Here is a 26045-nt window from a genome sequence, read left to right as displayed (position 1 = left end):
CTTCCTCTGTAATTCGACTGTGTAGCTGTTGGGCCGGCCCAAGGTCTAGCCATGACCTTGCCGCCGGCCATTTTTTTGCCTGTTTTTTCGGAGTAAGGCCATGAAACGCGCCTTTCCCTGGCATATCGCCGTTTTTCTCGCCCCCGCCTTCCTGATCTACACCGCGTTCAGCGCGCTGCCGCTGCTGGATACGCTCAGGCTGGGGTTCTTCACCACGCACGACAGCGGTCAGCAGACCTTCGTCGGCCTGGCCAATTACATCAAGCTCCTGACCGATCCGGATTGGTCGGCCGCGTTCTGGAACGCGATGTCGAACAACTTCAAGTTCTTCCTGATCGTCATGTTCGTGCAGAACCCGATCGCGCTGCTGCTTGCCGCGCTGCTGTCGATGCACGGCGTGCGTGGTGCCAAGGCCTACCAGACGCTGATCTTCCTGCCGACGTTGTTGTCGGTGGTGATCATCGGTTTCATCTGGCAGTTGATCCTCTCGCCGCTGTGGGGCGTTTCGGAAAAGCTGCTGGGTTTCGTCGGTCTGGCCGATTACTTCCACCCCTGGCTCGGTGACGAAGCCACCGCGCTGATCACGCTGTCCTTGATCTCGGTGTGGCAGTTCGTCGGCGTGCCGATGATGCTGCTCTACGCGTCGCTGATCGCGATTCCCGATGAAATCATCGACGCCGCGCGCATCGAAGGCGCCAGCTCGTGGCACATCTTCTGGACGATCCGCCTGCCGCTGATCCTGCCGACGTTGGGCCTCGTGACCATCCTGACCTTTGTCGGCAACTTCAACGCCTTCGATCTGGTTTACGCGGTCAAGGGCGCGATCGCCGGGCCGAACTACAGCACCGATCTGCTCGGCACCTTCTTCTACCGCACCTTCTTCGGCTACCAGAGCCAGATCGGCAGCCCGACCATGGGCGCGGCGGTGGCAACGACGATGTTCCTGATCATCCTCTCCGGCGTCGGCGTCTACTTCTACTTCATCCAGCGCAAGCTGCAACGGTTCAGTTTCTAAGGAGCCCGCCATGAAACACAAAGTCACCCGCGCGGCCGGCACCGGTTTCACCCATCTGGTGCTCGGCGGCTACACGCTGCTGGCGCTGTTCCCCATCCTTCTGGTCATCATCAACTCGGTGAAGAGCAAGGACGGCATCTTCGACTCGCCCTTGTCGCTGCCGACCATGGAAACCTGGTCGCTGATCGGCTTCGAGAAGGTGCTCGCCAAGTCGCCGTTCATCCACTTTTTCAGCAACAGCCTCACCGTCACGCTGGTGTCGCTGGTGCTGATTCTGGTGCTCGGCGCGATGGCGGCATGGGCGCTGTCGGAATACAAGTTCCGCGGCAGCAAGCTACTGGCGATCTACATGGCCTTCGGCATCATGGTGCCGATCCGCCTTGGCACCGTGTCGATCCTGGAACTGATCGTCAAACTCGACCTGACCAACACGCTGACCGCGCTGATCCTCGTTTATGTGGCGCAGGGCCTGCCGCTGGCGATCATGATCCTCGGCGAGTTCATCCAGCAGGTGCCTAAGGAACTGAAGGAAGCGGCGCGCTGCGACGGCGTCGGCGAATTCAAGATCTTCTTCCAGATCATCCTGCCGCTGATCCGGCCCGCGGTCGCCACCGTGGCGGTGTTCACGATGGTGCCGATCTGGAACGACCTGTGGTTCCCGCTGATCCTCGCCCCCGGCGAAGAAACCCAGACCGTCACCCTCGGCGTGCAGCAGTTCATCGGCCAGTACGTCACCGACTGGAACGCCGTGCTCGCCTCGCTCTCGCTCGCCGTGCTGCCTGTACTGGTGATGTACGTGTTCGCCTCGCGTCAGCTGATCCGCGGCATCACCGCGGGCGCAGTGAAATGATCGCCTCGCCTGCTGCGCCGGTGCATGGCTGCGGTGGGCGCTGCTCGCACGGCTTTCGGGCTCTTGCCCATTGCGTGCGCTGCGGCCGCCTTGCCCTGCCCCGGCTCGCGACGGCGACTCGACATCTCACGCTTATTTGATCCAAGAATTCGGAGTGAACTCCAATGTCCCAAGTTGCACTGAAGAACCTGACCAAATCCTACGACGGCAAGCAGAACGTGCTGTCCGGCATCAACCTTGACATCAACGACGGCGAGTTCGTCGTGCTGGTCGGCCCGTCGGGCTGCGGCAAATCGACGCTGCTGCGCATGCTCTCCGGCCTTGAATCGATCAGCGGCGGCGATCTGGAAATCGACCACGCCCGCGTCAACGAACTGCCGCCGGCCGAACGCGGTATCGCCATGGTGTTCCAGAGCTACGCGCTCTACCCGCACATGAACGTCTATAAGAACATGGCGTTCGGGCTGAAGCTCGCCGGCGCGAAAAAGGACGAAATCGACGCGCGCATCCGCAACGCGGCCGGCATCCTCAAGATCGACCATCTGCTCGAACGGCTGCCGCGCGAGCTCTCGGGCGGCCAGCGCCAGCGCGTCGCGATCGGTCGCGCCATCGTGCGCAAACCCAAGCTCTTCCTGTTCGACGAACCGCTCTCGAACCTCGACGCCGCGCTGCGCGTGCAGACCCGGCTCGAGATCGCCAAGCTGCACAAGGATCTGGCCGCGACCATCGTCTACGTGACCCACGATCAGGTCGAAGCGATGACGCTCGGCGACAAGATCGTCGTGATGCACGACGGCCACATCCAGCAGGCCGGCAGCCCGCTCGAGCTGTACCAGCAGCCGGCCAACCTGTTCGTCGCGACCTTCATCGGCTCGCCGAAAATGAATTTGCTCGAAGGCATCGTTACCGAAGCCGGCGCCACCGGCGTGTCGGTCAAGGTCGCCGGCGAGCAGATCATCCGCACCGAAGTCGATGACAGCGGCGTCGCCGTCGGCGACAAGGTCAGCGTCGGCATCCGCTCCGAGCACCTGTGGGAAGGCGACGCCGGCAGCGAATGCTTCCGCGGTACGGTGAATCTGGTCGAACACCTTGGCGAAGCCAACTACCTGTATTTGACGCTGGAAAACGGCCAGGACGTGGTCGTGCGCGGCGACGGCGAGCGCGCCGTGCATATCGGCGACAAGATCGAGCTGTCGGCCCCCGCCGCGGCATTTCACGTGTTCAACCGCGACGGCCTGGCGCTGCGCCGCTTGAAGCCGGGGAATATGGTTGCGGCAAGGCACCGCGCGGCGGCCTGATTCACCGTCTCCGAATGAAAAAAGCGCGGCTTCGGCCGCGCTTTTTTCATTCGGTTCCAAGAGCCGGTTAACCACCAGCTCAACAAAACGCTGCTACGGCTGATTCGGCGACGCGGAAAAATGGCGCCGATATTTCACGAAGCCGCGTTTCGTCGACCCAGTGAAACCGGCACGCTCAAAAAATCGGTGCGCGTCCGCTCGTTCAGCAGAACTCAGCAACATGATCTTGGAACAGTCAGCAGCCAGGCAGAACGCCTCGATATGGGCAAACAGCAAACGGCCAACCCCGACACTTCGACTGGCCGCAGTGACAACCACATTTTCAACAACCGCGAACGGTTGCGACTTGAACATGACGTCGTTGCACAGGGATACCAAGGCGGTGCCGCAAATGCGTGCCTGAATTTCGGCAACAAAGAGCGCGGTATTGGCATCACCGGCAATATGCGCAATCCGCTCGGGCTGGACAGCGATCTCGGCACTGCCGACCAGCTCGGCGTACAAGCCCTGAATGCCTTCGGCGTCTTCCGGCATCGCCCGTCGAATGCGCACCGGTAGTACTGAATCGCCCACGCGCACCTGCTAACTGCGCTTGAACAAACGTCGCAGCAGCAGCGCCACCTTCCAAGCGGCCAGTGCCACCGGCAGCATCTGCGCGATGCCGCGAACGCGATACTTCTTCGAGAACAGCTTGCTCGCCAGTATCAGCACGCCGGCGTTGCCCTGCAGCTTTTTCAGGATCGACAGCCACAACAGCCCGCGCTTGCCCTGCGCCAGCGGCGCGCGGATTTCGGTCAGGCATACGGCGATTTGCAGCCGGTGCGTTTCGGCTTCGAGCTGCAGCAATTGTTTGCGGGCCTCGCGCCCCGACAGACGTGGATCACTCATCGCAGAAAGTGCTCCTTGTCACGGCGCAGCTCTTCGATTGTCAGCGCGAACGGCGTCTTGGCATGACGCACGCCGTTCCACGCGTACCACAGGCAGCCGGCGCCGAGCAGCAGGAAGGCCAGCACCAGCGAAATCACCGTGTAGATACGCCACGGCTCCGGCACCAGCAGGATGGCACCGAGCGTGATCGCGAGCAGTGCCAGCAGCAGCAGACCGGCGCCGAGAATGCCGAGCACCAGCGTCTTCAGCAACCGCTCGCGCGCTTCCTCGATTTCGATCGACAGGATGCCCAGATGGGCATGCAGCAGACCCAGCGCGCTACCGGCCAAGCGTTTAAGCACATTGGGGTGACTGGCGTGGTTGCCAGCCGATTCGGTTTCGCTCATGTATTGGACACGGGCTCAGATTAGGGACGGGCACGATGCCCGAAACGCCGGCCTGCAGGCAAGCCGGCGGGTTCGATTTAACGACGCGAGATCAGCAAACCCAGCACGAAGGCCACGCCGGCGGCCGCACCGATTGCGGTCCACGGGTTCTCGTGCACATAGGTGTCGGTGGCCTTGGCGGCGACCTTGGCCTTGTCGGCCACGAGGCGTTCGGTTTCAACGAGCTTTTGCTTGGCGGTCGACAGGTTGGCAGCGATCTTTTCACGCAGCGCGCGGCCTTGCTCCGAGCCATCGCCGGCGACCTCCTTGAGCATCGACTCGGTTTCGGCCAGCACATTACGCAGATCGTCGAGCAAGACTTCCTGATTCAGTTTCGCTTCACCATTACTGGACATGGGCATTACCTCCTGAGGGGGTGACAAACAAGACAATTACTCTTTTATCATTGTGGCTTACCCCTTGGGAAATCCCAATCGGTACGATTACCGGCAAAACCAACGGAACGCCAAGCTGCAAGCCGCGCCGCAGCGACTCCGGTGACTCTGTATAATTGCCGGCAATTCAACTGATTGCCTAGCCGCCCACCCATGAGCTCTGCTACCGAACCCACCGCCCTCGAACAGCTTGCCAAAAGCTTTGAACCCGCCGCCATCGAGGCAAGCTGGTACCCGCGTTGGGAAAGCGCGAACTACTTCAGCCCGAGCATGGACATGGCCGCGCCATCGTTCTGCATCCAGCTGCCGCCGCCGAACGTCACCGGCACGCTGCACATGGGCCATGCGTTCAACCAGACCATCATGGACGGCCTGACCCGCTACCACCGGATGCGCGGCGACAACACGCTGTGGCTGCCGGGCACCGACCACGCCGGCATCGCGACGCAGATCGTCGTCGAACGCCAGCTTGATGCCCAGGGCGTGAGCCGCCACGACCTCGGCCGCCCGGCCTTCATCGAGAAGGTCTGGGACTGGAAGAAACAGTCGGGCGACATCATTACCGGCCAGATGCGCCGCATGGGCGCGTCGGTCGACTGGGGCCGCGAATACTTCACCATGGACGACAAGATGTCGGGCACGGTGACCGAAGTGTTCGTGCGCCTGTTCGAGCAGGGGCTGATCTACCGCGGCAAGCGTCTGGTGAACTGGGATCCGGTGCTCGGCACCGCCGTCTCCGATCTCGAGGTAGTGAGCGAGGAAGAAGATGGCCACATGTGGCACATCAACTATCCCGTCGTCGGTAGCGACGAGTTCGTCACCGTCGCGACGACGCGGCCGGAAACGCTGCTCGGCGACGTCGCCGTCGCGATCAACCCGGAAGACGAGCGCTACCAGCATCTGCTGGGCAAGCAGCTCGAGCTGCCGCTGACCGGCCGGCAGATTCCGGTGATCGCCGACGAATACGTCGATGCGGCTTTCGGCACCGGCTTCGTCAAGATCACCCCGGCGCACGACTTCAACGACTATCAGGTCGGCAAGCGCCACGACACCCAGCTGATCAACGTAATGAGCCTGACCGCGACCATCCTGCCGCAGGCGCAGGTGTTCGGTTTTGACGGCTCGGCGCACGACGGCATCGAACTGCCGGCCGCCTACGCCGGCCTGTCGACCCGCGATGCACGCAAGGCAATGCTGGCCGACCTCGAAGCCGGCGGCTTCCTCGTAGAGGCCAAGAAACACAAGCTGATGGTGCCGCGCGGCGACCGTACCGGTTCGGTGATCGAACCGATGCTGACCGATCAGTGGTTTGTGGCGATGAGCAAGCAGGACGAAACCGGCCAGAGCATCACCGAAAAAGCGCTCGAAGTCGTCGAAAACGGCGAAGTGCAGTTCGTGCCGGGCGACTGGGTGAATACCTATAACGCGTGGCTGAAGAACATCCAGGACTGGTGCATCAGCCGCCAGCTGTGGTGGGGCCACCAGATTCCGGCGTGGTACGACGCCGAGGGCAAGGTCTACGTCGCACGCACCGAGGAAGAGGCGCTGAAGCAATCGGGTGGCAAGCCGCTGACCCGCGACAACGACGTGCTCGACACCTGGTTCTCGTCGGCCTTGGTGCCGTTCTCCAGCCTCGGCTGGCCGAACGACACCAACGAGCTGAAGGCTTTCCTGCCGTCCAGCGTGCTGGTCACCGGTTACGACATCATTTTCTTCTGGGTCGCCCGGATGATCATGATGACCAAGCACTTCACCGGCAAGGTGCCGTTCAGCCACGTCTACGTGCACGGTCTGGTGCGCGACGGCGAGGGCAAGAAGATGTCCAAGTCCGAAGGCAATGTGCTCGACCCGGTCGACCTGATCGACGGCATCGCGCTCGAACCGCTGCTGGAAAAACGCACCACCGGCCTGCGCCGGCCGGAAAAAGCGCCGCAAGTCGCCAAGAAGACCGAGAAGGAATTCCCCGACGGCATTCCGGCCTACGGCGTCGATGCGCTGCGCTTTACCTTCGCGTCGCTGGCGTCGCTGGGCCGCTCGATCAACTTCGACCAGAAGCGTTGCGAGGGTTACCGCAACTTCTGCAACAAGCTGTGGAACGCCACGCGCTTCGTGCTGATGAACGTCGAAGGCAAGGATTGCGGTCTGACCGACGGCGCCGAACTGGATTACTCGTTCGCCGACAAGTGGATTATTGGCAAGCTGCAGGAAGCCGAGAAGTCGGTGACGCTGGCACTCGATACCTTCCGTTTCGACCTTGCCGCACAAGCGATCTACGAGTTCGTCTGGAACGAGTATTGCGACTGGTATATCGAGCTCGCCAAGGTCTCGGCGCAAACAGGTAGCGAGGCACAACAGCGCGCCACCCGCCGCACGCTGATCCGCGTGCTCGAAGTGATCCTGCGCATGGCGCACCCGATCATGCCTTTCATTACCGAAGAGTTGTGGCAGGTCGTCGCGCCGCTCGCCGGCAAGAAGGACACCGAATCGCTGATGATCGCCGCATGGCCGATCGCCGACGAAAGCAAGATCGACGCCGCGGCCTACGCCGACGTCGAGGAACTGAAGGCGATCGCCTTTGCCGCGCGCAATCTGCGCGGCGAAATGGGCCTGCCGCCGTCGACCAAGGTGCCGATGTTCATCGAAGGCGACGCCTCGCTGGCGCGCTTTGGTGATTACCTGAAGTCGCTAGCCAAGCTGTCCGACGTCCAGGTCGTGGCCAAGCTGCCCGAGGATGACGCACCGGTCGCCGTCGCCGGCACCACGCGGCTGATGCTCAAGGTCGAAGTCGACAAGGCAGCCGAAACCGCGCGGCTGAGCAAGGAGATCGCCAAGACCGAGGAAGGCCTCGCCAAGATGACCGCCAAGCTCGAAAAGCCCGGCTACATCGACAAGGCGCCGGCGCATCTGGTCGAGAAGGATCGCGCGCAGATCGCCGAGCTGGCCGACAAACTGTCGAAACTTCAACAGCAAATCGCAAAGCTCAAGTAAGATTTGTAACGCTTTGTTGATGTGAAAACAGGCTGCTTCTGCAGCCTGTTTTTGTTTTCAGGCTGACGCGAATGTGGCAGCCACTTTGTTCCGGAGACCGAGATGTTTCACCGCCCCCGCCTTGCCCTGCTTGCCACCGCCCTGCTGCTGGCCGCCTGCGCCAACCAGTCCGGCACCACCGCGTCGTCGACGCCCGCATCGAACGGTGGCAAGACCACGGGAGCCAACGGCAAGGCGGCCGCACAGCAGCAAGCCGACGCGCCGACCCCGGGCGGTCGCAAGGTGATGTCCAAGGACGGCACGTTCGAGGGCGAGATCGTCGGCACGCCGGCGAAGAAGAGCAAGTTCGCCAAGCTGCAGATCGGCATGTCGCAACGCCAGGTCGAAGACCTGATCGGCAACCCGAGCGATACCAAGACCTACACCACCGGCAAGGCCTGGGTGCCGTTCTATTTCGGCAAGGACGCCTACCGCTTCGAGACCTACTACAAGAAGGAAGGCCGGCTGACCTTCGTCGGCGGCGGCGTCACCGGCACCAGCGGCAAGCTGCTGCGCATCACCGTCGACACCAAGGAAGACGGCTACCAGTAAGCCGCATGGCCGACGTCAGCGCAGCGTCGCGCTGATGTCGAGCCACAAGCCCGGCAGTTGCAGCGGGTTCATGCGGATTTCCGCCTCGGTGACCGGCCGGCGCGCCTCGTACGCCCGGCCGTGATACCAGACCCAGTCTCCGCCGCCATAACGGTGGCCGTCGCGCCAGCCGTCGGGACGGCGGCGGCCACTTTCCTGCCAGTGACGGCGGCGCCAGTCATCGTTGCGCACGTCGGGCCGCCAGCGGCCGTCGTCGTAACGCGGGTCGGGGCGATACTGGCCATCGTCGTAGCGCGGATCCGGGCGGTACTGCCCGTCGTCATGATGCGGTTTCGGACGATAGTGGCCGTCGTCGTGCCGACCGCCTAGCGGCTGCCACAACGATGCCGCGTCGCGCGGATTCCAGTTCGACCCGCGGTGCGCGTCGTGGCCCTGCATCGCCCGGTATTGCCTTCCCTGATAGCTGACGACGTCGCCCGGCGAGTAATGGCGTCCCTCGCGCCAGCTTTGCGCACTCGCCAGCGCCGCGCTGCCGGCCAGCAGCAGCGCCAGCACCCCGTTGATGATCGATCGTTGCATAAGCCCGTCTCCCCCTTGCATCGCAATGGGGGCATCGTGCCAGCACAAGGCGCCGGACGCTGTGAACCACTTAACGCGCGGCCTCGGCGGCGGCCGGACGGCGCAGGCGGTTCATCGCATCCCGCAGCGCGATGCGCCAGCCGCGCGGCTGCCAGTGGATGCGCGACGGCTGCAGCGCTTCGACCAGCCAGTCGCCGCCGGGCAGGCGATCACCGGCCGTCAACAACAGCTCCTGCCCCTTGTCGTCGGTCACCCAGACGAAGCCCGACGTAATGGCCAGTTCCGATACATGAATGCGGATCACCTCTCCGCGCCCGAGTCTCCGGTATTCGAGTTCGCCCAGCATGGTGTGCCTTCCCCGGCGCCGCTTGCGCCGATTCGATCGTCATGCCAGCATTCTCGGCAGCAATACCGTCCGCCACAAACGATCACTTCTCGCCGAATTAGTGAAATGGATTCGCCATTGAAATCACCGGGCAAGCTGCCGTCGCTACCGGCGTTGCGCGCTTTCGAGGCCGCGGCGCGCCACGGCCACTTCGGCCGCGCCGCTGACGAACTGTTCGTGACCCACGGCGCGGTCAGCCACCAGATCCGCGCGCTCGAAGAGACGCTGGGCTTCGCGCTGTTCGCGCGCGACGGTCGCGGCGTCAAGCTGACTGCCGAAGGTCGGCGACTGGCGGCAACGCTCAACGCCAGCCTGTGCCAGATCGGCGACACCATCGCCGCCATCGCTCAGGAGCACGGCCGGCCGCGCGTGGTGCTGACCTGCCTGCCGTCGTTCGCCGCCAAATGGCTGACCACCCGCCTGGGTCGTTTCATCGACCAACATCCAGACATCGAAATCTGGATCCGCTCGACCCAGGTGCGCGAGGATCTGGTCGCCGAGGGCATTGATCTCGGCCTGCGCGTCGGCCCCGGCGGCTGGCCCGGCGTCCATTGCGAACCGCTGATGCGCGATGCCTTCGTCGTCGTCGCCAGCCCGCAGCTGCCCGGCGGCCTGCCGCAACAACCGGCCGATCTGGCACGCTGGCCACTGCTGCGCTCATCGATCGAACCGTGGCGCCACTGGTTTGCCAAGGCCGGACTGGATTGGCCCGAGCCGCAGAACGGGCTGGTCTTCACCGACTCCGGACTGCTGATACAGGCGGTGCTTGATTGTCAGGGCATCGCCCTTGCGCGTGAAGTACTGGTTCACGATGATCTGGCCGCAGGCCGGCTGGTGCAGGTATTTCCAACCACGCTGCCGATGCCCGGCGCCTACTGGCTGATCACACCATCGCCGCCGCCTTACCGCCCCGCCGTGGCGACCTTTGTCGACTGGCTGCGCGGCGAGGCCGCGACGTCGGGTTTTGCCTACGAGGACAAGCCGTGATCGGCAGCCACAAGCGGCTGACCGGGCTCGATCTGGTCGAGAAGGATCGCGCGCAGATCGCCGAGCTGGCCGACAAGCTGGCGAAGCTACAACAGCAACTGGCAAAGCCGAAGTAGACCGCCACACGCACTGCAACAGTCAAAAAAACAGGCACTTCGGTGCCTGTTTTTGATGATCGCTTCAATCCTTGGCCAGCCGTTTTCTACTTACTGGTTAGCACTACTGGTCGTCGGCGTCGTGGAGAACGGGGTTAAGGAATCGGCGGAAAACGACTACCGTCGATGACAAGGAATACGGTGATCGGTCACGCAGCTCCCGCCGCAAGCGCACTTAACGTCCCTTGCCGCTGCCGCTACGTCCGCCGCCACCGTCATCACCCCCTTTGCCTCCGCCTTTGCTACCGCTACTGCCACTGCTGGCACTACTACTGCTGCTACCGCTAGTCGCACTACTTCCACTGCGGCCGCCGTGGTTATCTGCTCTTCCCTGCTGCGCACCGTCGTCAGCGCCACGCCCCCGGGTCTGACGACCACCATGGTCGTCACCTGCATCATGGCTGGCGCCATCGTCGGCACCATTGCGTGTGCCAGCGACCCGGCCGCCCTTGTCGTCGGTCGCGTCGTGCGCGCTATCGGCGCCGCGCGGCAGCTCGCCTTCGGCGGCACGTCCCCTTGCCTCGGTTTCACGACTGCTTGAGCCACGGTCATCCGCAGCCCATGCGGTGGCCAGGCAACCGGCAAGCAAGGCGGTCACGATGTGATTGAGCGGCTTCATGGATGCCTCCTTTGAAACAGACCAGCTGCGCTGGCCCTGTTCACTCCACCATAAAGCCCGGCCTTGCATCTGTAAGCCCCGGCTAGCGATAACGCCGATCAGTGGTTGCAGCCTGGCGACGCCAAAATCGCCAATCTGGCGCTCAAAAGCGAGCTTTAAACCATGATGCGGCCCATCACGCGCGAAGCGATCGAATTCACCGAGCTGCTGATCGGGCTCGACCTCGTCCATCCGACGCGATCGCCGGATCGCACCATACGTTGCCACGGCCAGGCGGCAACATACGGTGCATCACGCTTGTTTCAGAGCCCGTTCACGATCCTGCAGTGCAGCGCTGAGCGCCATGCGCGACGATCGTGTACGGCTTCTACGAGGTCGATTCGGGGGCCTTGGGCGCCGCCACTTGCTCCGCATCATCTTCCTCGATCTGCCTTGCCGCCCAGTTGTGCAATAAGGCATAGCTGACCGCCAGCAAGGTCGGGCCGAGGAAGACACCGAGCACGCCCCAGGCCAGCGCGCCGCCGAGCACGCCGACGAGGATCAGCACGAAGGGCAGATTGCTTTCCTTGCCGATGAACAGCGGTTTGACGACGTTGTCGGCCATGCTGACCACCGCGACCATCCAGATACCGAGGAACACCGCCCAGCCGGTATCGCCCTGCTGGTACAGCCAGAACGCCACCGGCAGGCCCAGCAGGCTCGGGCCGCCCGGGATCAGCGACAAGAAGCAGCTGACCAGACCGAAGGCCGCGGCGTTCTCGACGCCGACCAGCCAGTAGCCGAACCACGCCAGCGCGCCCTGCACCAGCGCGGTGCCGATGAAGCCGTAGACGACGCCGCGCACGGTGCCGGCGGCGATCATCAGCAGCTCCTCGGCGCGCTTGCCGCCGATCCGGTTCAGTACGCGGATGAACCAGCGGACGATCTCGTGGCCGCCGACGTAGAAGAAGAACGCGAACGCCAGGCTCATCAGCATCAGCATCAGCCCGCTGCCGATCGCCTTGCCGAACAGCAAGAGCATGCCACCGAGCGGCTTCATCCAGTCCTTCAGCCGGTTAATCACCTCGGGGTCGCCCTGCGACAGGCCGCTCCAGAACTCGGCGATCTTCGGCCCCACTCCGGGCGCGGTCATCAGCCAATGCGGCAGCGGCGGCAGACCAGCTTCGATATGCACCTGTAACCAGTGCGAAATGCCGTCGATATTCGCCGACAGCTCTATCCCGGCGATCACCAGCGGCAGCACGATCACCAGCGCGAAGATGCCGAGCAACAGCAGCGCCGGCAGCAGCCGGTTACCACGCATCAATTTTGAAAGTTTTTCGTAAGGCTTCCAGCTTGCGTAGACCAGAATACCGGCCCAGGCGAGGGCAGCAATGAAGGGGGCGAGGATCTGATACGACAGCGCCAGCAGCAGCACCACGGCGCAGGTGGCGATGGCCGGCTCGACCCATTGATTTGTTCTTTTCATACAATCCCTTGTGATGCGCTTGATGACTCAGCAGGCAACCGAACAATCATGTTTGTTTCTTGCATTCGATTGCGTCGTGGCAGTACCGGTGTTGTACCGCAACCACGGCACTTACGCCGGAGCATCTGTGTTTGACCTAAATAAGACTTTACTGATTTATTTCACTGTATGCTTACAGCGTTCTCGTCGTTTTAAACGGAGTTTCTATGTCTTTGCGTCTAAAAGCCTGGAGTCTGTCAGCTTTGGTGCTGGTTGCCCTGCTCGGCGTCACGCTCGCCGGCCTGTTCACCATGCGTCATGCCGCCAATCTCGACAACCGCGCTCGCATCGAACAGCTGATGAAGAGCACCTACAGCACGATCGCCCAGCTTGAGAACGCGGCCGCAAGCGGCCGTATCAGCGACGACGACGCCAAGGCGCTGGCAAGCCAGATCCTGCGCGAGAACAAATACCACAAATCCGAGTACGTTTACGTAACCGACGACAAGCTCACCTTCATCGCTGCGCCGCTCGACCCCCAATTGCACGGCACCAGTTTCAACGAATTCAAGGATGCGCAAGGCAAGAGTGTCGGCGCCATCGCGCAGGCGGCGCTGCAGAAATCCGGCGGCGCACTGACCGAATACCCGTGGACCAGCGAGCGCGAAGGCACCGTGGTCGATCTGGTCTCGGTGGCCCAGCGCACGCCGCGCTGGCACTGGATCGTCGGCACTGGCGTCAGTTCGGGCGAAGCCGATACCCGCTTCTGGGCGAGCGCCCGCTGGCAGGTGGTCGTGTGTCTGATCGTCGCCGGTCTCGTCGCGGCACTGATGCTCTCGGCAGTAGCGAAACTGTTGCGCGATCTGGGTGGCGAACCCGGCGAAGTGCTCAAACTGGTGCAAGGCGTTGCCGACGGCGACCTCGCCACCGGCCAGAACGGCCGCAATATCGCGCCGAACAGTATTTATGGCTCGGTATTGAAAATGCGCGATGCACTGCGCGGCGTGATGCTGGAGCTGCAATCGGCCGTCGGTACGCTGCACCGGACCAGCGACGACATCGTCGGCAAGGCCGAGGGCAGCAACCGTCTGGTTGAGGCCCAGGGCGAGGCAGCCCGGCGCATCGCCCAGACCGCCGAACGTTTTGCCGAACAGACGCAGAGCGCCGAAACCGAAGCCGATACCGCGCGCCGCCAGAGCGAATCGGCCACCGGCATCTCGGCCAAGGGCCAGCAGGTGATTTCGGCCGCCGTGGCGCGGCTGAGCGAAACCGAACAATCGGTCGGCGACACCCAGACCAGCATCGACGAACTGGCAACGCGCGTCGGCAGCATTTCGGCGGTGATCGCGGTGATTCGCGACGTTGCCGACCAGACCAATCTGCTGGCGCTGAACGCGGCGATCGAAGCCGCCCGCGCCGGTGAGCAAGGCCGTGGCTTTGCCGTGGTCGCAGACGAAGTGCGCAAGCTGGCCGAACGCACCAGCACCGCCACGCAAGAAATCGGCAACACCATCAGCGCGGTGCAAACCAGCAGCCAGAACGCCAAAATGCGCATGGACGACATGGTCGAGCAGTTGAAAGAAGGCATCCGTCAGGCCAAGGAAGGCGGCGAAGCGGTCAAGGCCATCCGCGCCGAAACCGAGGCCACCGCGCAGGTCGTCGACGGCATCGGCCGCACGCTGGCCGATCAGGTTGGCGCCAGCCGCGCGATCCGCAACGATGTCGACGAGGTCGCACAATCGTCCAGCGGCACGCTGGCGGCCGCACGCGGCACCGTCGATGCGGCGCAGTCGATCAAATCGGTATCCGAACAACTCGCCGGGCAGATTCGCCGCTTCAAACTCTAACAACAGACAGTTACTCTTCTTGAAGCCCGGCCTGGCCGGGCTTTTTTACGTCCACCGCCTTTGCCTGCGATTGAAACAGCTGGCCCGTTTCACCTCCTGCCATCACGGCAAATATATTTTTGGCGAGATCGATGCCGACCGTGATAATGGCAATTTATTTCTTACGCCGTAAGCATTTGAATGCTTAGGCCACATGAATCACCGTCACCGTATGCTCATCGCTCTTCTGTCCGTCAGCCTTCCGCTTCTTGGTCTCGCCTTGGCAATCATTTTCGGCGGACCGTCGCGGCCGGCCCCGATGGGCAGCATCAACGACCCATTCAAATCCGTCGATTTCAGCGACCTACCACCGATCTCAACCTTCCAAGCACCCGACGGCCAGCTGCTCGCCTACCGGGAGTACGCCCCCACTGCCGCGCAGTCGACAGGCAGTGTCACGCTGGTTCATGGCTCATCCGCTAGCAGCAACAGCATGCATCCGATGGCGAAAGCCTTGGCAGCGGCGGGCCACCGGGTTTATGCCCTGGACATCCGCGGACACGGCGCATCCGGAATCAAGGGTCAGATCGGCTTCATCGGTCAGCTTGAATCAGATCTTGAAGCGTTCGTTCAAGCCGTCCACCCGCCGGCGCCCGCCACACTGGCGGGCTTCTCGTCAGGCGGCGGCTTTGTCCTGCGATTTGCAGCGAGCGAGCATCGGTCGCGGTTCAACAGCTACCTATTGCTTTCGCCATTCATTAGCCAAGACGCCCCCAATCAGCGCCCTGACAGCGGCGGGTGGGCAAACGTCGGCGTACCCAGGATTGTCGGTCTTGTCATGCTGAACGCGCTTGGCGTTCACACGTTCAACCACCTGCCGGTTACGCGTTTCGCTCTAAACGACAAAGCACGAAGCTTTCTCACTCCGGAGTATGGCTTCAACCTTGCGATGAACTTCCGGCCTTTGAGCGACTTCGAAGCGAACATTCGCAGCGTTGATAGGCCATGCGCGATTGTGGCGGGTACAGACGACGAAGCCTTTTACACGAACAAGCTCGAAAGCATTGTTCGCAGCGCAGGCAAGGACTGGCCAGTGCAATTGCTCCCCGAAATCGGCCACATTCCCCTCACGCTTGAGCCTACCGCGCTGGATGCCAGCGTTCGTCAAGTACGGAAATTGCACCACGCGGCGTAGCCCTCGCTCGACTTGACCCACCGCCTCGGTCGTCGAGTTAGCTCGAACATGAAGTGCTCGCTCAAAGCCCGGCCTTAGCCGGGCTTTTTTACGTCCTCAGCCGGTTGCAGACAACGGCCGCCGCCGCCATGCTTGAAGCTGCACACGGAGTCATGCATGCGCCTCATTCACTTGCAGATCGACAATTTTCGCGGCATCAGCCGCATTGCGCTCTCGCTCGATGCCGACCGCACCGTGCTGTTTGGCGAAAACAACTGGGGCAAGACCAGCCTGATCGATGCCCTGGCGCGTTGCCTCGGCCCCGGCGCGGCAGCCGGCGCGCGTTTCGATCCGGAGGACTTCCACCACGATGCCGCTGGCGTGCCGACCAACCGGCTGGCAATCACACTGACCTTTGGCGACGATGAACCCAAGCCGCTGCCACCGGCTTTGGCGGCGCTAGCATGGCGCGACCGCCAAAGCCGCTGCCGCGTCAGTCTGCGTATCGCCGCGCATCGGCACGAAGACGGTGTTTCGGTGCGGCGCGAGCTGCTTGGCCCCAGCGGCAAGGTCCGCCACCACCGCGACGCCGAGGCGCTGATTGCCGAGCTGATCACGCGCCATCCGGTACTGCGGCTACGCGAAATGCAGCTGGCGCAATGGATGGTGCCCGCGGCTCAGGATATCCAGCCGGTCGAACTGAATGCCGGTGACGCACCGGCCGAGGTCGTCCAGCGCACCTTCGAAGCCCTGTTGCAGCAGCCGCACCGGGTCGGCCCTCAGGTACTGCAACAGGGCATTGCCGCCATGCGTGAACTGCTGTGCCGGCACGCCGCCCGCTTGCGCGTTCCGGCCATACAGCGGCTGGCCGAGGATATCGCCGCCGCGCCGATCACCTTCCGCGATCACGCCAGCCTGCTCGATATCGCCAACCGTGCCGGCAGCAGCACCCAGCAACTGGCGCTGCTGTTCCTGCTCGGCTCGCTGCTGGAAGCGCGCGGCAGTATCGCGCTCGACGACGGCGAAATGCCGCTGCTCCTGGTCGAAGACCCGGAAACGCATCTGCACCCGACCCAGCTAGTGCAACTGTGGGGGCTGGTCGAACAACTGCCGGTGCAAAAGCTGGTAACGACCAATAGCGGCGAGCTGCTGTCGAGCTTTCCGCATCACAGCCTGCGCCGGCTGGTGCGCGGCGACGACAAGGTTTTCGTGTTCCAGATGGGTCGCAACGCACTGTCGAAACAGGATGCACGCAAGGTCGGCTTTCATGTCCGCGCCAACCGCCCGAACAGCCTGTTCGCGCGCACCTGGCTGCTGGTCGAAGGCGAAACCGAATTCTGGCTGCTGCCCGAGCTGGCCCGCCGCTACGGCGTCAACCTTGGCGCGCTCGGCATCCGCAGCGTCGAATTCGCCCAGGCCGGGCTGGCACCGCTGATCAAGTTCGCCGATGCCTTCGGCATTCGCTGGCATCTGGTCACCGACGGCGACGACGCCGGCCGGCTTTACGCCAACAAAACCCGCGCGCTGCTGCACGGCCGCGACGAGGCCCGCCATCTGACGGTGCTGCCGTCACGCGACATCGAACATTATTTGTATGAAAACGGTTTTGCCGACGTCTACCACCGCGCCGCACACTGGACGCGCGGCCCGCAGCCCGGCCCGGGCGAGCTGATCCACCGTGCCATCCGCCGTGAAGCCAAACCGGGGATGGCACTGGCCATTGCCGAGGCGGCCGAGCAGCGTGGCAAGACCAGCATTCCGCCAATCCTGGCGCGACTGTTCGACACGCTGGCCGAGCTCGCTCTGGACGAAGATGCACGCGGCTCGCGCTAGCCTTCGTCATGTAAAAAGTGCCGACCGGTAATGTGGGGCAGCTCACTGACGCTAGACTGGCCGTTATTGCATGATTGTTGCATAACACCGTCAGGAGACCATCCGCATGTCCAGTGAGCAGAAAACCCATCCGATGTATCTGGCCGCCGCTGGCGCCGTGATCCTCGTCGCTGGCGTCGGCATCGCCAAAATGATGGGCTGGGTTGGCGCTCCGGCCGTGCCGGTCGCCAGTGCGCCGGCCATTGTCACCGTTGCCAGCCAGCCGGCAATCGCTTCGCTACCGGCCACGCTGGTGCCGATGGTGACACCGGAACCCACGCCGGTTCCGACGCCCGAGCCAACGCCGGTTCCTACCCCGAAACCGACGCCCAAGCCGAAACCCAAGCCAACGCCCACGCCAGTACGCGAGCATGTCGAAACCCGACCAGCTCCCCGACCGGTACAGCAGGTTTGCGCCAGCTGCGGTCGTGTCGTCGCGGTGCAGGCTCGCGAAGAAGCAGCCCAAGCCAGCGGCGGCGGCGCCGTTGCCGGCGGCATCGCCGGTGGCGTGATCGGCCATCAGATTGGTAACGGTCGCGGTAATACCGCGGCGACCATCGTCGGCGCCATCGGTGGTGCACTCGCCGGTAATGCCATCGAAAAGCAGGTTCGCAAAACGACTTACTACGATGTGGTCGTGTCATTCGAAGACGGCAGCCAGCGCAGCTTCAGCTATCCGCAACAGCCCCCGTTCGGTGTTGGCGACCGGGTTCGCGATGCCGGTGGCCAGCTGGTCGGCAACTGATCTCCTCCCCAGCCCCCGGATCCGGGGGCTTTTTTGCATTTCGCAACCACTTGCAATTGCGGTAGTGAAGTCGCCGCCCCCGGTGTTAGCCTAAAAAGAACGGAACACGGGAGATTTGCATGGTCTTTGTCGTCTCGCTCGCGATCGCGCTCAGTTTTGTCGCCTGGGGTGCGTTCGCGCCGGCCAGCATGAGCGCCACGACCCAGGCACTGCTGTCGGGCACGATCGGCGGCTTTGGCTGGTTCTACCTGCTGTCGGTATTCGGCTTCCTGCTGTTCGCGCTCTACCTCGCCTTCGGCCGCTTCGGCAGCATCCGCCTCGGCGGCGACGACGCCGAGCCCGAGTTCTCGCGCATCAGCTGGTTTGCGATGCTGTTCTCGGCCGGCATGGGCATCGGCCTCGTGTTCTGGGGCGCCGCCGAGCCGCTGGCGCACTTTGCCACGCCGCCTGCGGGCGAAGGGCTGACCGCCGACGCCGCGCGCACCGCGCTCCGTTACACCTTCTTCCACTGGGGCCTGCACCCGTGGGCCATCTACAGCGTGATGGGGCTGGCGATCGCCTACTTCAGCTTCAACCGCGGGCTGCCGGCGCTGGTGTCCGAGGCATTCCGGCCGCTGTTCGGCGACCGGGTCAACGGCAGCCTCGGCAAGCTGGTCGACATCCTCGCGGTGATCGCCACCGCCTGCGGCGTCGTCACCTCGCTCGGGCTCGGCACGCTGCAGATCGGCGGCGGCCTGACCTACACGCTCGGCGTGCCCGATACCGATGCGCTGCACATCATCATCATCGTCGTCGCGATGGGGCTGGCGATCATCTCGTCGTTGTCGGGCGTCGGCCGCGGCATCCAGTGGCTGTCGAACCTGAACATCGGCATCGCCACGCTGCTGCTGGCCGCGCTGCTCGTGTTCGGGCCGACGCTGTTCATTTTCGAATCGTTCACCACCACGCTCGGCGGCTACATCAACAACCTCTCATTCATGAGCCTGCGGCTGACGCCGTTCAGCAAGGGGTCGTGGGTCGCCGACTGGACGCTGTTCTACTGGGCGTGGTGGATCACCTGGGCGCCGTTCGTCGGGCTGTTCATCGCCCGCGTCTCCAAGGGCCGGACGATCCGCGAGTTCGTCGTCGGTGTGCTGCTGGCGCCCAGCCTTGTCAGCTTCCTGTGGTTCTCGGCCTTCGGCGGCACGGCGATCCACCAGCAGCTGATGGAAGGCATCAACCTGCTGGCGGTGCAGCAGCAGGACTACGCCAAGACGCTGTTCGCGCTGCTCGGCGCACTGCCGCTCGGCCACATCCTGTCGGTGCTGGCGCTGGCGCTGATCGTGAGTTTCTTTGTGACCTCGGCCGACTCGGCCAACCTCGTGCTCGGCATGCTGTCGACGCAGGGCCGGCACGATCCGCCGGCGTGGATCAAGCTCGTCTGGGGCGTGGTGATCGCGGCGATGGCGATCGTGTTGCTGTTCACCGGCGGACTCAAGGCGCTGCAGACGCTGTCGATCGTTTCGGCGCTGCCGTTCGCGCTGATCATGGTCGGCCTGTGCGTGTCGCTGTACAAGGCACTGGCCGACGACGACCGCGCACGCCAGCACAAGGAAAAGGCCCGTCGGCACGCGGTCGACGCGATGCTGGCGCGCGATCCACACCTGGGCGATTAAAACCTAAGGCCGCCGCCCGGGCAGGGTATCGCAGGTCTGGTCGCGGCTCTGGCTCAGCAAGGCATCGACGAGGCCTATCGTGCTCTGGCGCGATGCCGGATCGTCGACACGGGTAAACGCCTCGTCCAGCGCCTCGTGCAGCTCGCAGGCAAGCTGGAACAGCACGCGCTGCTCGCGCCCCTGCGTGCACGGCAGGTAATAGTTGATCTCGTCGACGAGCTCATCGGCGAGTTCATGCGGGTAGACGGCAGGCGCGGTGAGAATGCGCTCCAACAGGCGCACGCCGAACATCCCGAGCGATAGCAGCTGCGTAGTCACAATGCGTACTCCTGCCCCGAGACGGATTGACCATGGCGCGTGGACGAAGCTTGGCCTCATCCTCTCCCCCCTACTCTAGTTGGCATCGGCGGGCCACCCATCGGTTGGCGAACACGGCCGATAACCGGTGCTCGGGTTTTTCCCTAAAGGCTTTGCCGTAAAGACAATGGCACATGAATCACCTAGATTTTGTGCAACGCAAAAATTCTGGAGCTGTGTATGTGCGGTATTGTCGGTGCGATCTCGTCGCGAAATGTGGTGCCTGCGCTGATCGCCGGTCTGGCTCGGCTTGAGTATCGCGGCTACGACTCGGCCGGGGTTGCCGTGCTCGACACCGAAATCCGTCGCGTCCGCCGGGTCGGCCGTGTTGCCGCACTGGAAACAGCCACGAACGAAGCCCATCTGAGCGGCACGCTCGGCATCGGCCACACCCGCTGGGCCACCCACGGCGGCGTGACCGAGCCGAACGCCCACCCGCATGTGTCGGACGGTCTGATCGCCGTGGTGCACAACGGCATCATCGAAAACCACGACGAAAAGCGCGACGAACTCAAGGCGCGCGGCTATGTGTTCGAGTCGCAGACCGATACCGAGGTCATCGCCCATCTGGTGCACGCCCATTACCGCGAATCGGGCGATCTGCTCGCCGCGGTGCAGCACGCCACGCGCGAACTGACCGGCGCCTACGCCATCGCCGTGATCGCGCGCGACCAGCCCGAACAAATGATCGTCGCCCGCATGGGCTGCCCGCTGCTGATCGGCCTCGGCGACGGTGAAAACCTGATCGCCTCGGATGTCTCGGCCGTGCTGTCGGCGACGCGCCGGGTGATCTTCATGGAGGAAGGCGACGTCGCCCGCATCCGCCGCGACGGCATCGAGCTGTTCGACCGCGATGGCATGGCGATCAGCCGCGACGTGCACCTGTCCGACGTCTCGCTGGCGTCGCTCGAACTCGGCCCGTACAGCCACTACATGCAGAAGGAAATCCACGAGCAGCCGAAGGCGATCGCCGACACGATCGAGCCGCTGCTCGACGCCGGTTTCGCGCCGTCGCTGTTCGGCCCCAAAGCCGCCGCCATGCTGCCGCAGGTCGAAGGCGTACAGATCCTCGCCTGCGGCACCAGCTTCTACGCCGCCTCGGTCGCGCGTTACTGGATCGAGGCGATCGCCGGCCTGCCGTGCAGCGTCGAAGTCGCCAGCGAATACCGCTACCGCAGCGCCGTGGCCAACCCCAGCCATCTGTTCGTCACCATCAGCCAGTCGGGCGAAACGCTCGATACGATGGAAGCGCTGAAATACGCCAGATCGCTCGGCCACGACAAGACGCTGTCGATCTGCAATGTGCGCGAAAGCGCCATCCCCCGCGCCTCGGACATGGTGTTCTTCACCCGCGCCGGCGCCGAAATCGGCGTTGCCTCGACCAAGGCCTTCACCACCCAGTTGATCGCGCTGTTCGCGCTCGCCGGCACGCTCGCCAAGCTGCACGGCCGGCTCGACGCGGCCGCCGAGCACGATTACATCGAGGCGCTGCGCCATCTGCCCGGTTCGGTGCAGCACGCACTGAACCTCGAGCCGCAGATCACGCTGTGGGCCGAGAAATTCGCCGCCAAGGATCACGCGCTCTTCCTCGGCCGTGGCGTGCATTACCCGATCGCGCTCGAAGGCGCGCTCAAGCTCAAGGAAATCAGCTACATCCACGCCGAAGCCTATCCGGCCGGCGAACTCAAGCACGGCCCGCTGGCACTGGTCGACGCGAACATGCCGGTGGTGGTGATCGCGCCGAACGACAGCCTGCTCGAGAAGGTGAAGTCGAACATGCAGGAAGTGCGTGCCCGTGGCGGCGAGCTCTTCGTATTCGCCGACCTCGACAGCCACTTCAGCGAATCGGACGGCGTCCACGTCATCCGCACACCACGGCATATCGGCGTGCTCAGCCCCATCGTCCACGCCGTGCCGGTGCAGTTGCTCGCCTATCACGCCGCGCTGCAACGCGGCACCGATGTCGACAAGCCGCGCAACCTGGCCAAATCGGTAACGGTTGAATAGCGCGCAGCGCGGCCGGGCTAAATAGCCAGCACCACCGGCCCTGCCGGCACGGCGCAGCAGATCAGCGCCTCGCCGTTGCGGGGCTGTTGCGATGGCGGCTTGGGGTAGCAAACCGCGCCGTCGCCGATCGCGGTGCTGCAACTGCCGCACAGGCCGGCCCGGCAGCTGTACGCCGGCTCGAGCCCGCTGGCCTCGGCGAGCTCAAGCAAGGTCTGGCCCGGCTGCCATTCGGCGCTGATGCCGCTTTTGGCAAAGCGCACCGGCTGTGCCGTGGTCGGCACCGGCGGCGCGGCTTCGGCGGCGTCGCGTTCCAGCGGCTCGCCCTGGGCAAAAAACTCGTAATGAATGCGCGAGCGCGCAACACCGAGCCCGCGCAGCGCCCAGTACACCTGGCGCATGAAGGCGTCGGGGCCGCAGAGGTAGACGTCGTAGTCGTCGAGTGGCAACAGGCTGCGCAGCAGATCGGCGTCGATCCGGCCGGCGCTGTCGTAATCGACGCCGGGCCGGTCGCGCTCATCCAGCTGCGAGTAGCGGACATGCAGCCGCAGCGTCTCGTGCAGCGCGGCGCGCTCGCGCAACTGCGCCGCGAACGCGTGCTCGCGGCCGTTGCGCGCCGCGTGGATGAACCACACCGGCCGTGGCCGGAAGCGCACGCCCTGCGCCGGCGCGAGCGTATCGAGCATCGCCAGCATCGGCGTGATGCCGACGCCCCCGCTCAGCAGCACCACGGGCCGGGCGCTGGCGGCGTCGAGCGTGAAACCGCCGCGCGGCGCCTGCGCCTCGAGCAGATCGCCTTCCTGCAACGTATCGTGCAGCCGTTGCGAGACCTGCCCCTCGCGCTTGACCGAAATACGGTAGGCGTTGCCGTCGGCCGCCTGCGACAGCGTATACGTGCGCGTCAGCGCGCCAAGCCCCGGCACGTCGATGCGGATCGGCAGGAACTGGCCGGACTGGTGCGGCACGACGCCGAGGTCATCGGCGGGCTGCAGGTAGAACGAGGTGATCGTTTCGCTCTCCCGCACCTTGCGCACCACGCGCAGCGGCCGGTAGCGGTTGGCCAGCCCGGCAAGCGCGACCGCTTCGCCGACGGTCTGCCAGTCGCCGGTGCCGGCGAGGATGGGCGAGACCTCCTGCAGCGCCCAGCGCAGCGGCAGCCGTCCGCGCAGGCGCAGCACGCGCTCGACCCGAAAGCGCACCAGCCGCTCGGCGCCGGCAAAGGCAAGCAGTTCGTCCCCGTCCCAGACGATTTCGCCGCGCCCGGCGATATAAAGCAGATCGCCGCTGGCGAAGTCGGGAAACAGCAGCCCGGCGCGCGGGTTGACCAGCAGGTTGCCGAGCGTGTTGAAGTGGAAATTGCCGATGAAATCGGGCCACGTCAGCGTATCGCCGTCGACGCGGACAAAGCCCGGCTTGCCGCCACGGTGCGAGACATCGGCGCCGTCGCGGCCCCCGTTGCGTTCTGTGTCGTCGCCGGTCTCGGCGAAATGCGTGGCGATGAAGAAGGTATCCGCCGCGGCGATGCTGGCGATCGCCTCGGCATCGAGCGCGTCGAGCGCTTCGGGCGGCGGCAGCACCGCCTCGGGTTCGACCTGGCGGTAATCGCGCTTCTGGATGTACTGCGGGCAGTTGCCGAAGCTCTGCGTCACCGTGATCTGCACGCCGGCGTCGTCGAGCGCCGCGACCAGCCCGTTCAGCCGGTTGCGCCGCCGCGTATGCAGCTCGATCCCGAGCAGGCCGATCGCCGCGCCCGGCTGCAGGGCGTGCGCGAGCGGATCGCCGTCGAGCGGATGGGCGGCCAGCCGCAAGCTGCGTGAATCGGCCGAGCGGGCGAAACCCGGTTCGCCGGCCAGCAGCGTTGCCCACGGCTGGCCGGCGGCGTCGATGGCGCCGGCGACGACAAAGGGCAACTGGGCGAAGAACTCGCGGTGCTGCTCGGGCATATAGGAGCGCACGACCTGACGGCCGATCGACTCGACCTTGTCGCGCACGCCGACGCGGCGCTGCACTTCCTGCTCGCCAGCGTGAAAGGGGGAAGCCTCGTGCGGCCAGCCGGGCAGCGCCATCGTCATCTCCAGTGCGTGAACAGGGGCTTACGCCGTCGCGGCCGCGAGGCCGACCGGGGTCTGCACCATCGCCACAAAGCCGGGCAGCGCCTCGATGCGCGCCAGCCAGCTCCGCACCCGCGGATAGTCGGCGAGCGAGACGTCGCCTTCCGGTGCGCGGGCGATATAGCTATAGCAGGCAATATCGGCCAGCGTCGCCTCGGTGCCGGCGAGCCAGTCGTGTCCGGTCAGCTCCGCCTCGATCACCGCGAGCAGCGCGTGGCTGCGGGCGATCAGTGCCGGTGCGTCGAGCTTGGCGCCGAACACATTGACCAGCCGCGCGCTGGCGGGGCCGGCGGCAAGCGGGCCGGCCGCGACCGACAGCCAGCGCTGCACCCTCGCGGCGCCGAGCGGATCGGCCGGCAGCCAGCGGCCGTTGCCGTAGCGCGAGGCCAGATAGACGAGGATGGCGTTGGAGTCGGCGAGCGCCTCGCCGTCATCGACGATCACCGGTACTTGGCCGAAAGCGTTCAGGCGCAGAAAGTCGGCGGACTTGTGCGCACCGGCCTTCAGGTCGACCTCGACCAGTTCGTACGGCAGGCCGAGCAGGGCGAGGAACAGTTCGACGCGGTGGCTGTGGCCGGACAGGCGATGGCGGTAGAGCTGGATCGGACGTTGCGGGGCGTTCATGGCGATTCCTTTGTCTGGGGTGGTGATATGCATTCTGGATAACATCGATGTTCGGATAAATATCAACGAACTGATTTGACTACTCCACTTTGAGCAGCAATCATCAAGGCCGGATACCTCACGGACGGCAGCATGGACAAACTGCGCGCAATGCAAGCCTTCGTCGCCATCGTCGAACACGGCAGCCTGACCGGCGCGGCGCGTGCGCTGGCGTCATCGCTGCCGGCGGTGGTGCGCACGCTGGCGGCGCTGGAGAAGGCGCTCGGCGTGCGGCTGCTGAACCGGACCACACGGCGTTTGTCGCTGACCGAGGAAGGCCGCGCGTATCTGGACAGTTGCCGGCACATCCTCGGTGCCGTCGACGAGGCCGAACGGCGACTGTCGGATCAGCAGGGCGAGGCCAGTGGCAAGCTGGTCGTCACCGCGTCGGTGCTGTACGGGCAGATGTATGTCGCGCCCGCCGTCACGCGCTTTTTGCAGCAGCACCCCAAGGTGCAGTGCAAGCTGGTGCTGCTCGACCGCATCGTCAACCTGCTTGAGGAAGGCATCGACGTCGGTATCCGCATCGGCACGCTCGACGATTCCAGCCTGATCGCCCAGCCAGTCGGCGAGATCCACCGTGTCGTCGCCGCCAGCCCCGACTATCTGGCGCGGCACGGCATTCCGCAGCACCCGCGCGATCTGGCCGGTGCCAACTGCATCCGTTTTACCGGCAATGGCCGGTCGACCTGGCTGTTCCAGGAAAACGGCCGGGAACAGCGGGTGGTGATTTCGGGCAATCTCGAATGCAATCACGGTCTGCCCGCCGTCGACGCCTGCCTTGCCGGCCTCGGTCTCGGTCAGTTCCTGTCGTACCAGGTCATCGATCATCTGGCCGCCGGGCGCTTGCAGCCGGTGCTGCAGCCGTACCAGCTGCGGCCGCAGCCGATCAGCATCGTTTATCCGCACGCCGGCTTGCTGCCGAGCCGTGTGCGCCAGTTCGTCGAGTGGATGAAGCACGAGCTCGGCGCCTGACGTCGGCAAAGCTCTCCGGCCAATAAAAAAGCCCGCAATAG

The 26045-nt window shown here is 64.3% G+C and carries 24 protein-coding genes; 13 read left to right on the top strand and 11 right to left on the bottom strand.

Features of this window, described 5'->3' with window-relative positions; translation table 11 throughout:
* Positions 1–100 precede the first annotated feature (100 nt).
* From JLC71_RS15705 to JLC71_RS15695, 3 genes are all read left to right on the top strand, one after another.
* Complete coding sequence (locus tag JLC71_RS15705; protein WP_200916532.1) at positions 101–1015, top strand: carbohydrate ABC transporter permease; 915 nt, start codon at positions 101–103, stop codon at positions 1013–1015.
* Positions 1016–1025: 10 nt separating this feature from the next.
* Positions 1026–1865, top strand: coding sequence for a carbohydrate ABC transporter permease (locus JLC71_RS15700; RefSeq protein ID WP_200916531.1), 840 nt, complete (start codon positions 1026–1028; stop codon positions 1863–1865).
* A 164-nt stretch (positions 1866–2029) separates the two neighbouring features.
* The gene (locus JLC71_RS15695) at positions 2030–3163 is read left to right on the top strand and encodes an ABC transporter ATP-binding protein (protein ID WP_200916530.1); all 1134 of its coding nucleotides are present in this window, start codon (positions 2030–2032) and stop codon (positions 3161–3163) included.
* 93 nt (positions 3164–3256) lie between these two features.
* On the opposite strand, the gene JLC71_RS15690 is transcribed toward JLC71_RS15695, so the two are convergent.
* The 4 genes from JLC71_RS15690 to JLC71_RS15675 form a co-directional block, all read right to left on the bottom strand.
* Entirely contained in the window at positions 3257–3697 is a 441-nt protein-coding gene (locus JLC71_RS15690; RefSeq protein ID WP_200916529.1) for a GNAT family N-acetyltransferase, read from the bottom strand.
* Positions 3698–3745: 48 nt separating this feature from the next.
* Positions 3746–4051, bottom strand: coding sequence for a hypothetical protein (locus tag JLC71_RS15685; protein ID WP_200916528.1), 306 nt, complete (start codon positions 4049–4051; stop codon positions 3746–3748).
* Positions 4048–4437 (bottom strand): phage holin family protein, encoded by a 390-nt coding sequence (locus JLC71_RS15680; RefSeq protein WP_200916527.1) that lies wholly within the window; start codon positions 4435–4437, stop codon positions 4048–4050. The genes JLC71_RS15685 and JLC71_RS15680 overlap by 4 nt, the downstream gene beginning before the upstream one ends.
* A gap of 77 nt (positions 4438–4514) precedes the next feature.
* Positions 4515–4832, bottom strand: a complete 318-nt coding sequence (locus tag JLC71_RS15675; protein ID WP_200916526.1) for an ElaB/YgaM/YqjD family protein — start codon at positions 4830–4832, stop codon at positions 4515–4517.
* 192 nt (positions 4833–5024) lie between these two features.
* Between JLC71_RS15675 and JLC71_RS15670 the strand changes: the two genes are divergently transcribed.
* Both JLC71_RS15670 and JLC71_RS15665 read left to right on the top strand, forming a co-directional pair.
* Positions 5025–7859: a valine--tRNA ligase gene (locus JLC71_RS15670; RefSeq protein WP_200916525.1), complete on the top strand. Its 2835-nt coding sequence runs from the start codon at positions 5025–5027 to the stop codon at positions 7857–7859.
* 102 nt (positions 7860–7961) lie between these two features.
* On the top strand, positions 7962–8450 hold the full coding sequence (locus JLC71_RS15665; protein ID WP_200916524.1) for an outer membrane protein assembly factor BamE domain-containing protein: 489 nt from the start codon (positions 7962–7964) through the stop codon (positions 8448–8450).
* A gap of 15 nt (positions 8451–8465) precedes the next feature.
* On the opposite strand, the gene JLC71_RS15660 is transcribed toward JLC71_RS15665, so the two are convergent.
* Entirely contained in the window at positions 8466–9029 is a 564-nt protein-coding gene (locus tag JLC71_RS15660; RefSeq protein WP_200916523.1) for a carbohydrate-binding protein, read from the bottom strand.
* A gap of 70 nt (positions 9030–9099) precedes the next feature.
* The gene (locus JLC71_RS15655; RefSeq protein WP_200916522.1) at positions 9100–9375 is read right to left on the bottom strand and encodes a hypothetical protein; all 276 of its coding nucleotides are present in this window, start codon (positions 9373–9375) and stop codon (positions 9100–9102) included.
* Between the two features lie 105 nt (positions 9376–9480).
* Here JLC71_RS15655 and gcvA point away from each other — a divergent pair, with 105 nt between their 5' ends.
* The gene (gene gcvA / locus JLC71_RS15650; RefSeq protein ID WP_200916521.1) at positions 9481–10401 is read left to right on the top strand and encodes a transcriptional regulator GcvA; all 921 of its coding nucleotides are present in this window, start codon (positions 9481–9483) and stop codon (positions 10399–10401) included.
* Between the two features lie 330 nt (positions 10402–10731).
* Here the strand turns inward: gcvA and JLC71_RS15645 are convergent, their stop codons facing one another.
* The gene (locus tag JLC71_RS15645; RefSeq protein WP_200916520.1) at positions 10732–11175 is read right to left on the bottom strand and encodes a hypothetical protein; all 444 of its coding nucleotides are present in this window, start codon (positions 11173–11175) and stop codon (positions 10732–10734) included.
* 367 nt (positions 11176–11542) lie between these two features.
* The gene (locus JLC71_RS15640; RefSeq protein ID WP_200916519.1) at positions 11543–12643 is read right to left on the bottom strand and encodes an AI-2E family transporter; all 1101 of its coding nucleotides are present in this window, start codon (positions 12641–12643) and stop codon (positions 11543–11545) included.
* A gap of 206 nt (positions 12644–12849) precedes the next feature.
* Between JLC71_RS15640 and JLC71_RS15635 the strand changes: the two genes are divergently transcribed.
* From JLC71_RS15635 to JLC71_RS15615, 5 genes are all read left to right on the top strand, one after another.
* Positions 12850–14469, top strand: a complete 1620-nt coding sequence (locus tag JLC71_RS15635; RefSeq protein WP_200916518.1) for a methyl-accepting chemotaxis protein — start codon at positions 12850–12852, stop codon at positions 14467–14469.
* Positions 14470–14662: 193 nt separating this feature from the next.
* The gene (locus tag JLC71_RS15630; protein WP_200916517.1) at positions 14663–15643 is read left to right on the top strand and encodes an alpha/beta hydrolase; all 981 of its coding nucleotides are present in this window, start codon (positions 14663–14665) and stop codon (positions 15641–15643) included.
* 156 nt (positions 15644–15799) lie between these two features.
* Complete coding sequence (locus JLC71_RS15625; RefSeq protein ID WP_200916516.1) at positions 15800–17455, top strand: DUF2813 domain-containing protein; 1656 nt, start codon at positions 15800–15802, stop codon at positions 17453–17455.
* Between the two features lie 106 nt (positions 17456–17561).
* Complete coding sequence (locus JLC71_RS15620; protein ID WP_236250920.1) at positions 17562–18239, top strand: outer membrane lipoprotein; 678 nt, start codon at positions 17562–17564, stop codon at positions 18237–18239.
* A 119-nt stretch (positions 18240–18358) separates the two neighbouring features.
* The gene (locus tag JLC71_RS15615) at positions 18359–19894 is read left to right on the top strand and encodes a BCCT family transporter (protein WP_200916515.1); all 1536 of its coding nucleotides are present in this window, start codon (positions 18359–18361) and stop codon (positions 19892–19894) included.
* 3 nt (positions 19895–19897) lie between these two features.
* Here JLC71_RS15615 and JLC71_RS15610 read toward each other — a convergent pair whose 3' ends face one another.
* On the bottom strand, positions 19898–20212 hold the full coding sequence (locus JLC71_RS15610; RefSeq protein WP_200916514.1) for a hypothetical protein: 315 nt from the start codon (positions 20210–20212) through the stop codon (positions 19898–19900).
* Between the two features lie 219 nt (positions 20213–20431).
* Here JLC71_RS15610 and glmS point away from each other — a divergent pair, with 219 nt between their 5' ends.
* A complete protein-coding gene (glmS, locus tag JLC71_RS15605) occupies positions 20432–22258 on the top strand; it encodes a glutamine--fructose-6-phosphate transaminase (isomerizing) (protein ID WP_200916513.1) in 1827 nt (608 codons plus the stop codon).
* A 17-nt stretch (positions 22259–22275) separates the two neighbouring features.
* On the opposite strand, the gene JLC71_RS15600 is transcribed toward glmS, so the two are convergent.
* Together JLC71_RS15600 and JLC71_RS15595 are read right to left on the bottom strand one after the other, a co-directional pair.
* On the bottom strand, positions 22276–24321 hold the full coding sequence (locus JLC71_RS15600) for a 2Fe-2S iron-sulfur cluster-binding protein (RefSeq protein WP_200916512.1): 2046 nt from the start codon (positions 24319–24321) through the stop codon (positions 22276–22278).
* Positions 24322–24348: 27 nt separating this feature from the next.
* Positions 24349–24990 carry a glutathione S-transferase family protein gene (locus JLC71_RS15595; protein WP_200916511.1) on the bottom strand — a complete coding sequence of 214 codons (642 nt, stop codon included), beginning with the start codon at positions 24988–24990 and terminating at the stop codon, positions 24349–24351.
* Between the two features lie 132 nt (positions 24991–25122).
* On the opposite strand from JLC71_RS15595, the gene JLC71_RS15590 reads away from it, so the two are divergent.
* Entirely contained in the window at positions 25123–26004 is an 882-nt protein-coding gene (locus JLC71_RS15590) for a LysR family transcriptional regulator (RefSeq protein WP_200916510.1), read from the top strand.
* Positions 26005–26045: the final 41 nt, after the last annotated feature.

It is taken from the genome of Jeongeupia sp. HS-3, assembly GCF_015140455.1.
Taxonomy (GTDB): Bacteria; Pseudomonadota; Gammaproteobacteria; order Burkholderiales; family Chitinibacteraceae; genus Jeongeupia.
This window is presented reverse-complemented; position numbering and strand designations above follow the sequence as displayed.

What these genes read in the sequence shown, in the direction of transcription:
- JLC71_RS15705 (WP_200916532.1), top strand. Translation starts at nt 101, where the DNA reads ATGAAACGCGCCTTTCCCTGGCATATCGCCGTTTTTCTCGCCCCCGCC.
- JLC71_RS15700 (WP_200916531.1), top strand. Translation starts at nt 1,026, where the DNA reads ATGAAACACAAAGTCACCCGCGCGGCCGGCACCGGTTTCACCCATCTG.
- JLC71_RS15695 (WP_200916530.1), top strand. Translation starts at nt 2,030, where the DNA reads ATGTCCCAAGTTGCACTGAAGAACCTGACCAAATCCTACGACGGCAAG.
- JLC71_RS15690 (WP_200916529.1), bottom strand. Translation starts at nt 3,697, where the DNA reads ATGCCGGAAGACGCCGAAGGCATTCAGGGCTTGTACGCCGAGCTGGTC.
- JLC71_RS15685 (WP_200916528.1), bottom strand. Translation starts at nt 4,051, where the DNA reads ATGAGTGATCCACGTCTGTCGGGGCGCGAGGCCCGCAAACAATTGCTG.
- JLC71_RS15680 (WP_200916527.1), bottom strand. Translation starts at nt 4,437, where the DNA reads ATGAGCGAAACCGAATCGGCTGGCAACCACGCCAGTCACCCCAATGTG.
- JLC71_RS15675 (WP_200916526.1), bottom strand. Translation starts at nt 4,832, where the DNA reads ATGTCCAGTAATGGTGAAGCGAAACTGAATCAGGAAGTCTTGCTCGAC.
- JLC71_RS15670 (WP_200916525.1), top strand. Translation starts at nt 5,025, where the DNA reads ATGAGCTCTGCTACCGAACCCACCGCCCTCGAACAGCTTGCCAAAAGC.
- JLC71_RS15665 (WP_200916524.1), top strand. Translation starts at nt 7,962, where the DNA reads ATGTTTCACCGCCCCCGCCTTGCCCTGCTTGCCACCGCCCTGCTGCTG.
- JLC71_RS15660 (WP_200916523.1), bottom strand. Translation starts at nt 9,029, where the DNA reads ATGCAACGATCGATCATCAACGGGGTGCTGGCGCTGCTGCTGGCCGGC.
- JLC71_RS15655 (WP_200916522.1), bottom strand. Translation starts at nt 9,375, where the DNA reads ATGCTGGGCGAACTCGAATACCGGAGACTCGGGCGCGGAGAGGTGATC.
- gcvA (WP_200916521.1), top strand. Translation starts at nt 9,481, where the DNA reads ATGGATTCGCCATTGAAATCACCGGGCAAGCTGCCGTCGCTACCGGCG.
- JLC71_RS15645 (WP_200916520.1), bottom strand. Translation starts at nt 11,175, where the DNA reads ATGAAGCCGCTCAATCACATCGTGACCGCCTTGCTTGCCGGTTGCCTG.
- JLC71_RS15640 (WP_200916519.1), bottom strand. Translation starts at nt 12,643, where the DNA reads ATGAAAAGAACAAATCAATGGGTCGAGCCGGCCATCGCCACCTGCGCC.
- JLC71_RS15635 (WP_200916518.1), top strand. Translation starts at nt 12,850, where the DNA reads ATGTCTTTGCGTCTAAAAGCCTGGAGTCTGTCAGCTTTGGTGCTGGTT.
- JLC71_RS15630 (WP_200916517.1), top strand. Translation starts at nt 14,663, where the DNA reads ATGAATCACCGTCACCGTATGCTCATCGCTCTTCTGTCCGTCAGCCTT.
- JLC71_RS15625 (WP_200916516.1), top strand. Translation starts at nt 15,800, where the DNA reads ATGCGCCTCATTCACTTGCAGATCGACAATTTTCGCGGCATCAGCCGC.
- JLC71_RS15620 (WP_236250920.1), top strand. Translation starts at nt 17,562, where the DNA reads ATGTCCAGTGAGCAGAAAACCCATCCGATGTATCTGGCCGCCGCTGGC.
- JLC71_RS15615 (WP_200916515.1), top strand. Translation starts at nt 18,359, where the DNA reads ATGGTCTTTGTCGTCTCGCTCGCGATCGCGCTCAGTTTTGTCGCCTGG.
- glmS (WP_200916513.1), top strand. Translation starts at nt 20,432, where the DNA reads ATGTGCGGTATTGTCGGTGCGATCTCGTCGCGAAATGTGGTGCCTGCG.
- JLC71_RS15600 (WP_200916512.1), bottom strand. Translation starts at nt 24,321, where the DNA reads ATGGCGCTGCCCGGCTGGCCGCACGAGGCTTCCCCCTTTCACGCTGGC.
- JLC71_RS15595 (WP_200916511.1), bottom strand. Translation starts at nt 24,990, where the DNA reads ATGAACGCCCCGCAACGTCCGATCCAGCTCTACCGCCATCGCCTGTCC.
- JLC71_RS15590 (WP_200916510.1), top strand. Translation starts at nt 25,123, where the DNA reads ATGGACAAACTGCGCGCAATGCAAGCCTTCGTCGCCATCGTCGAACAC.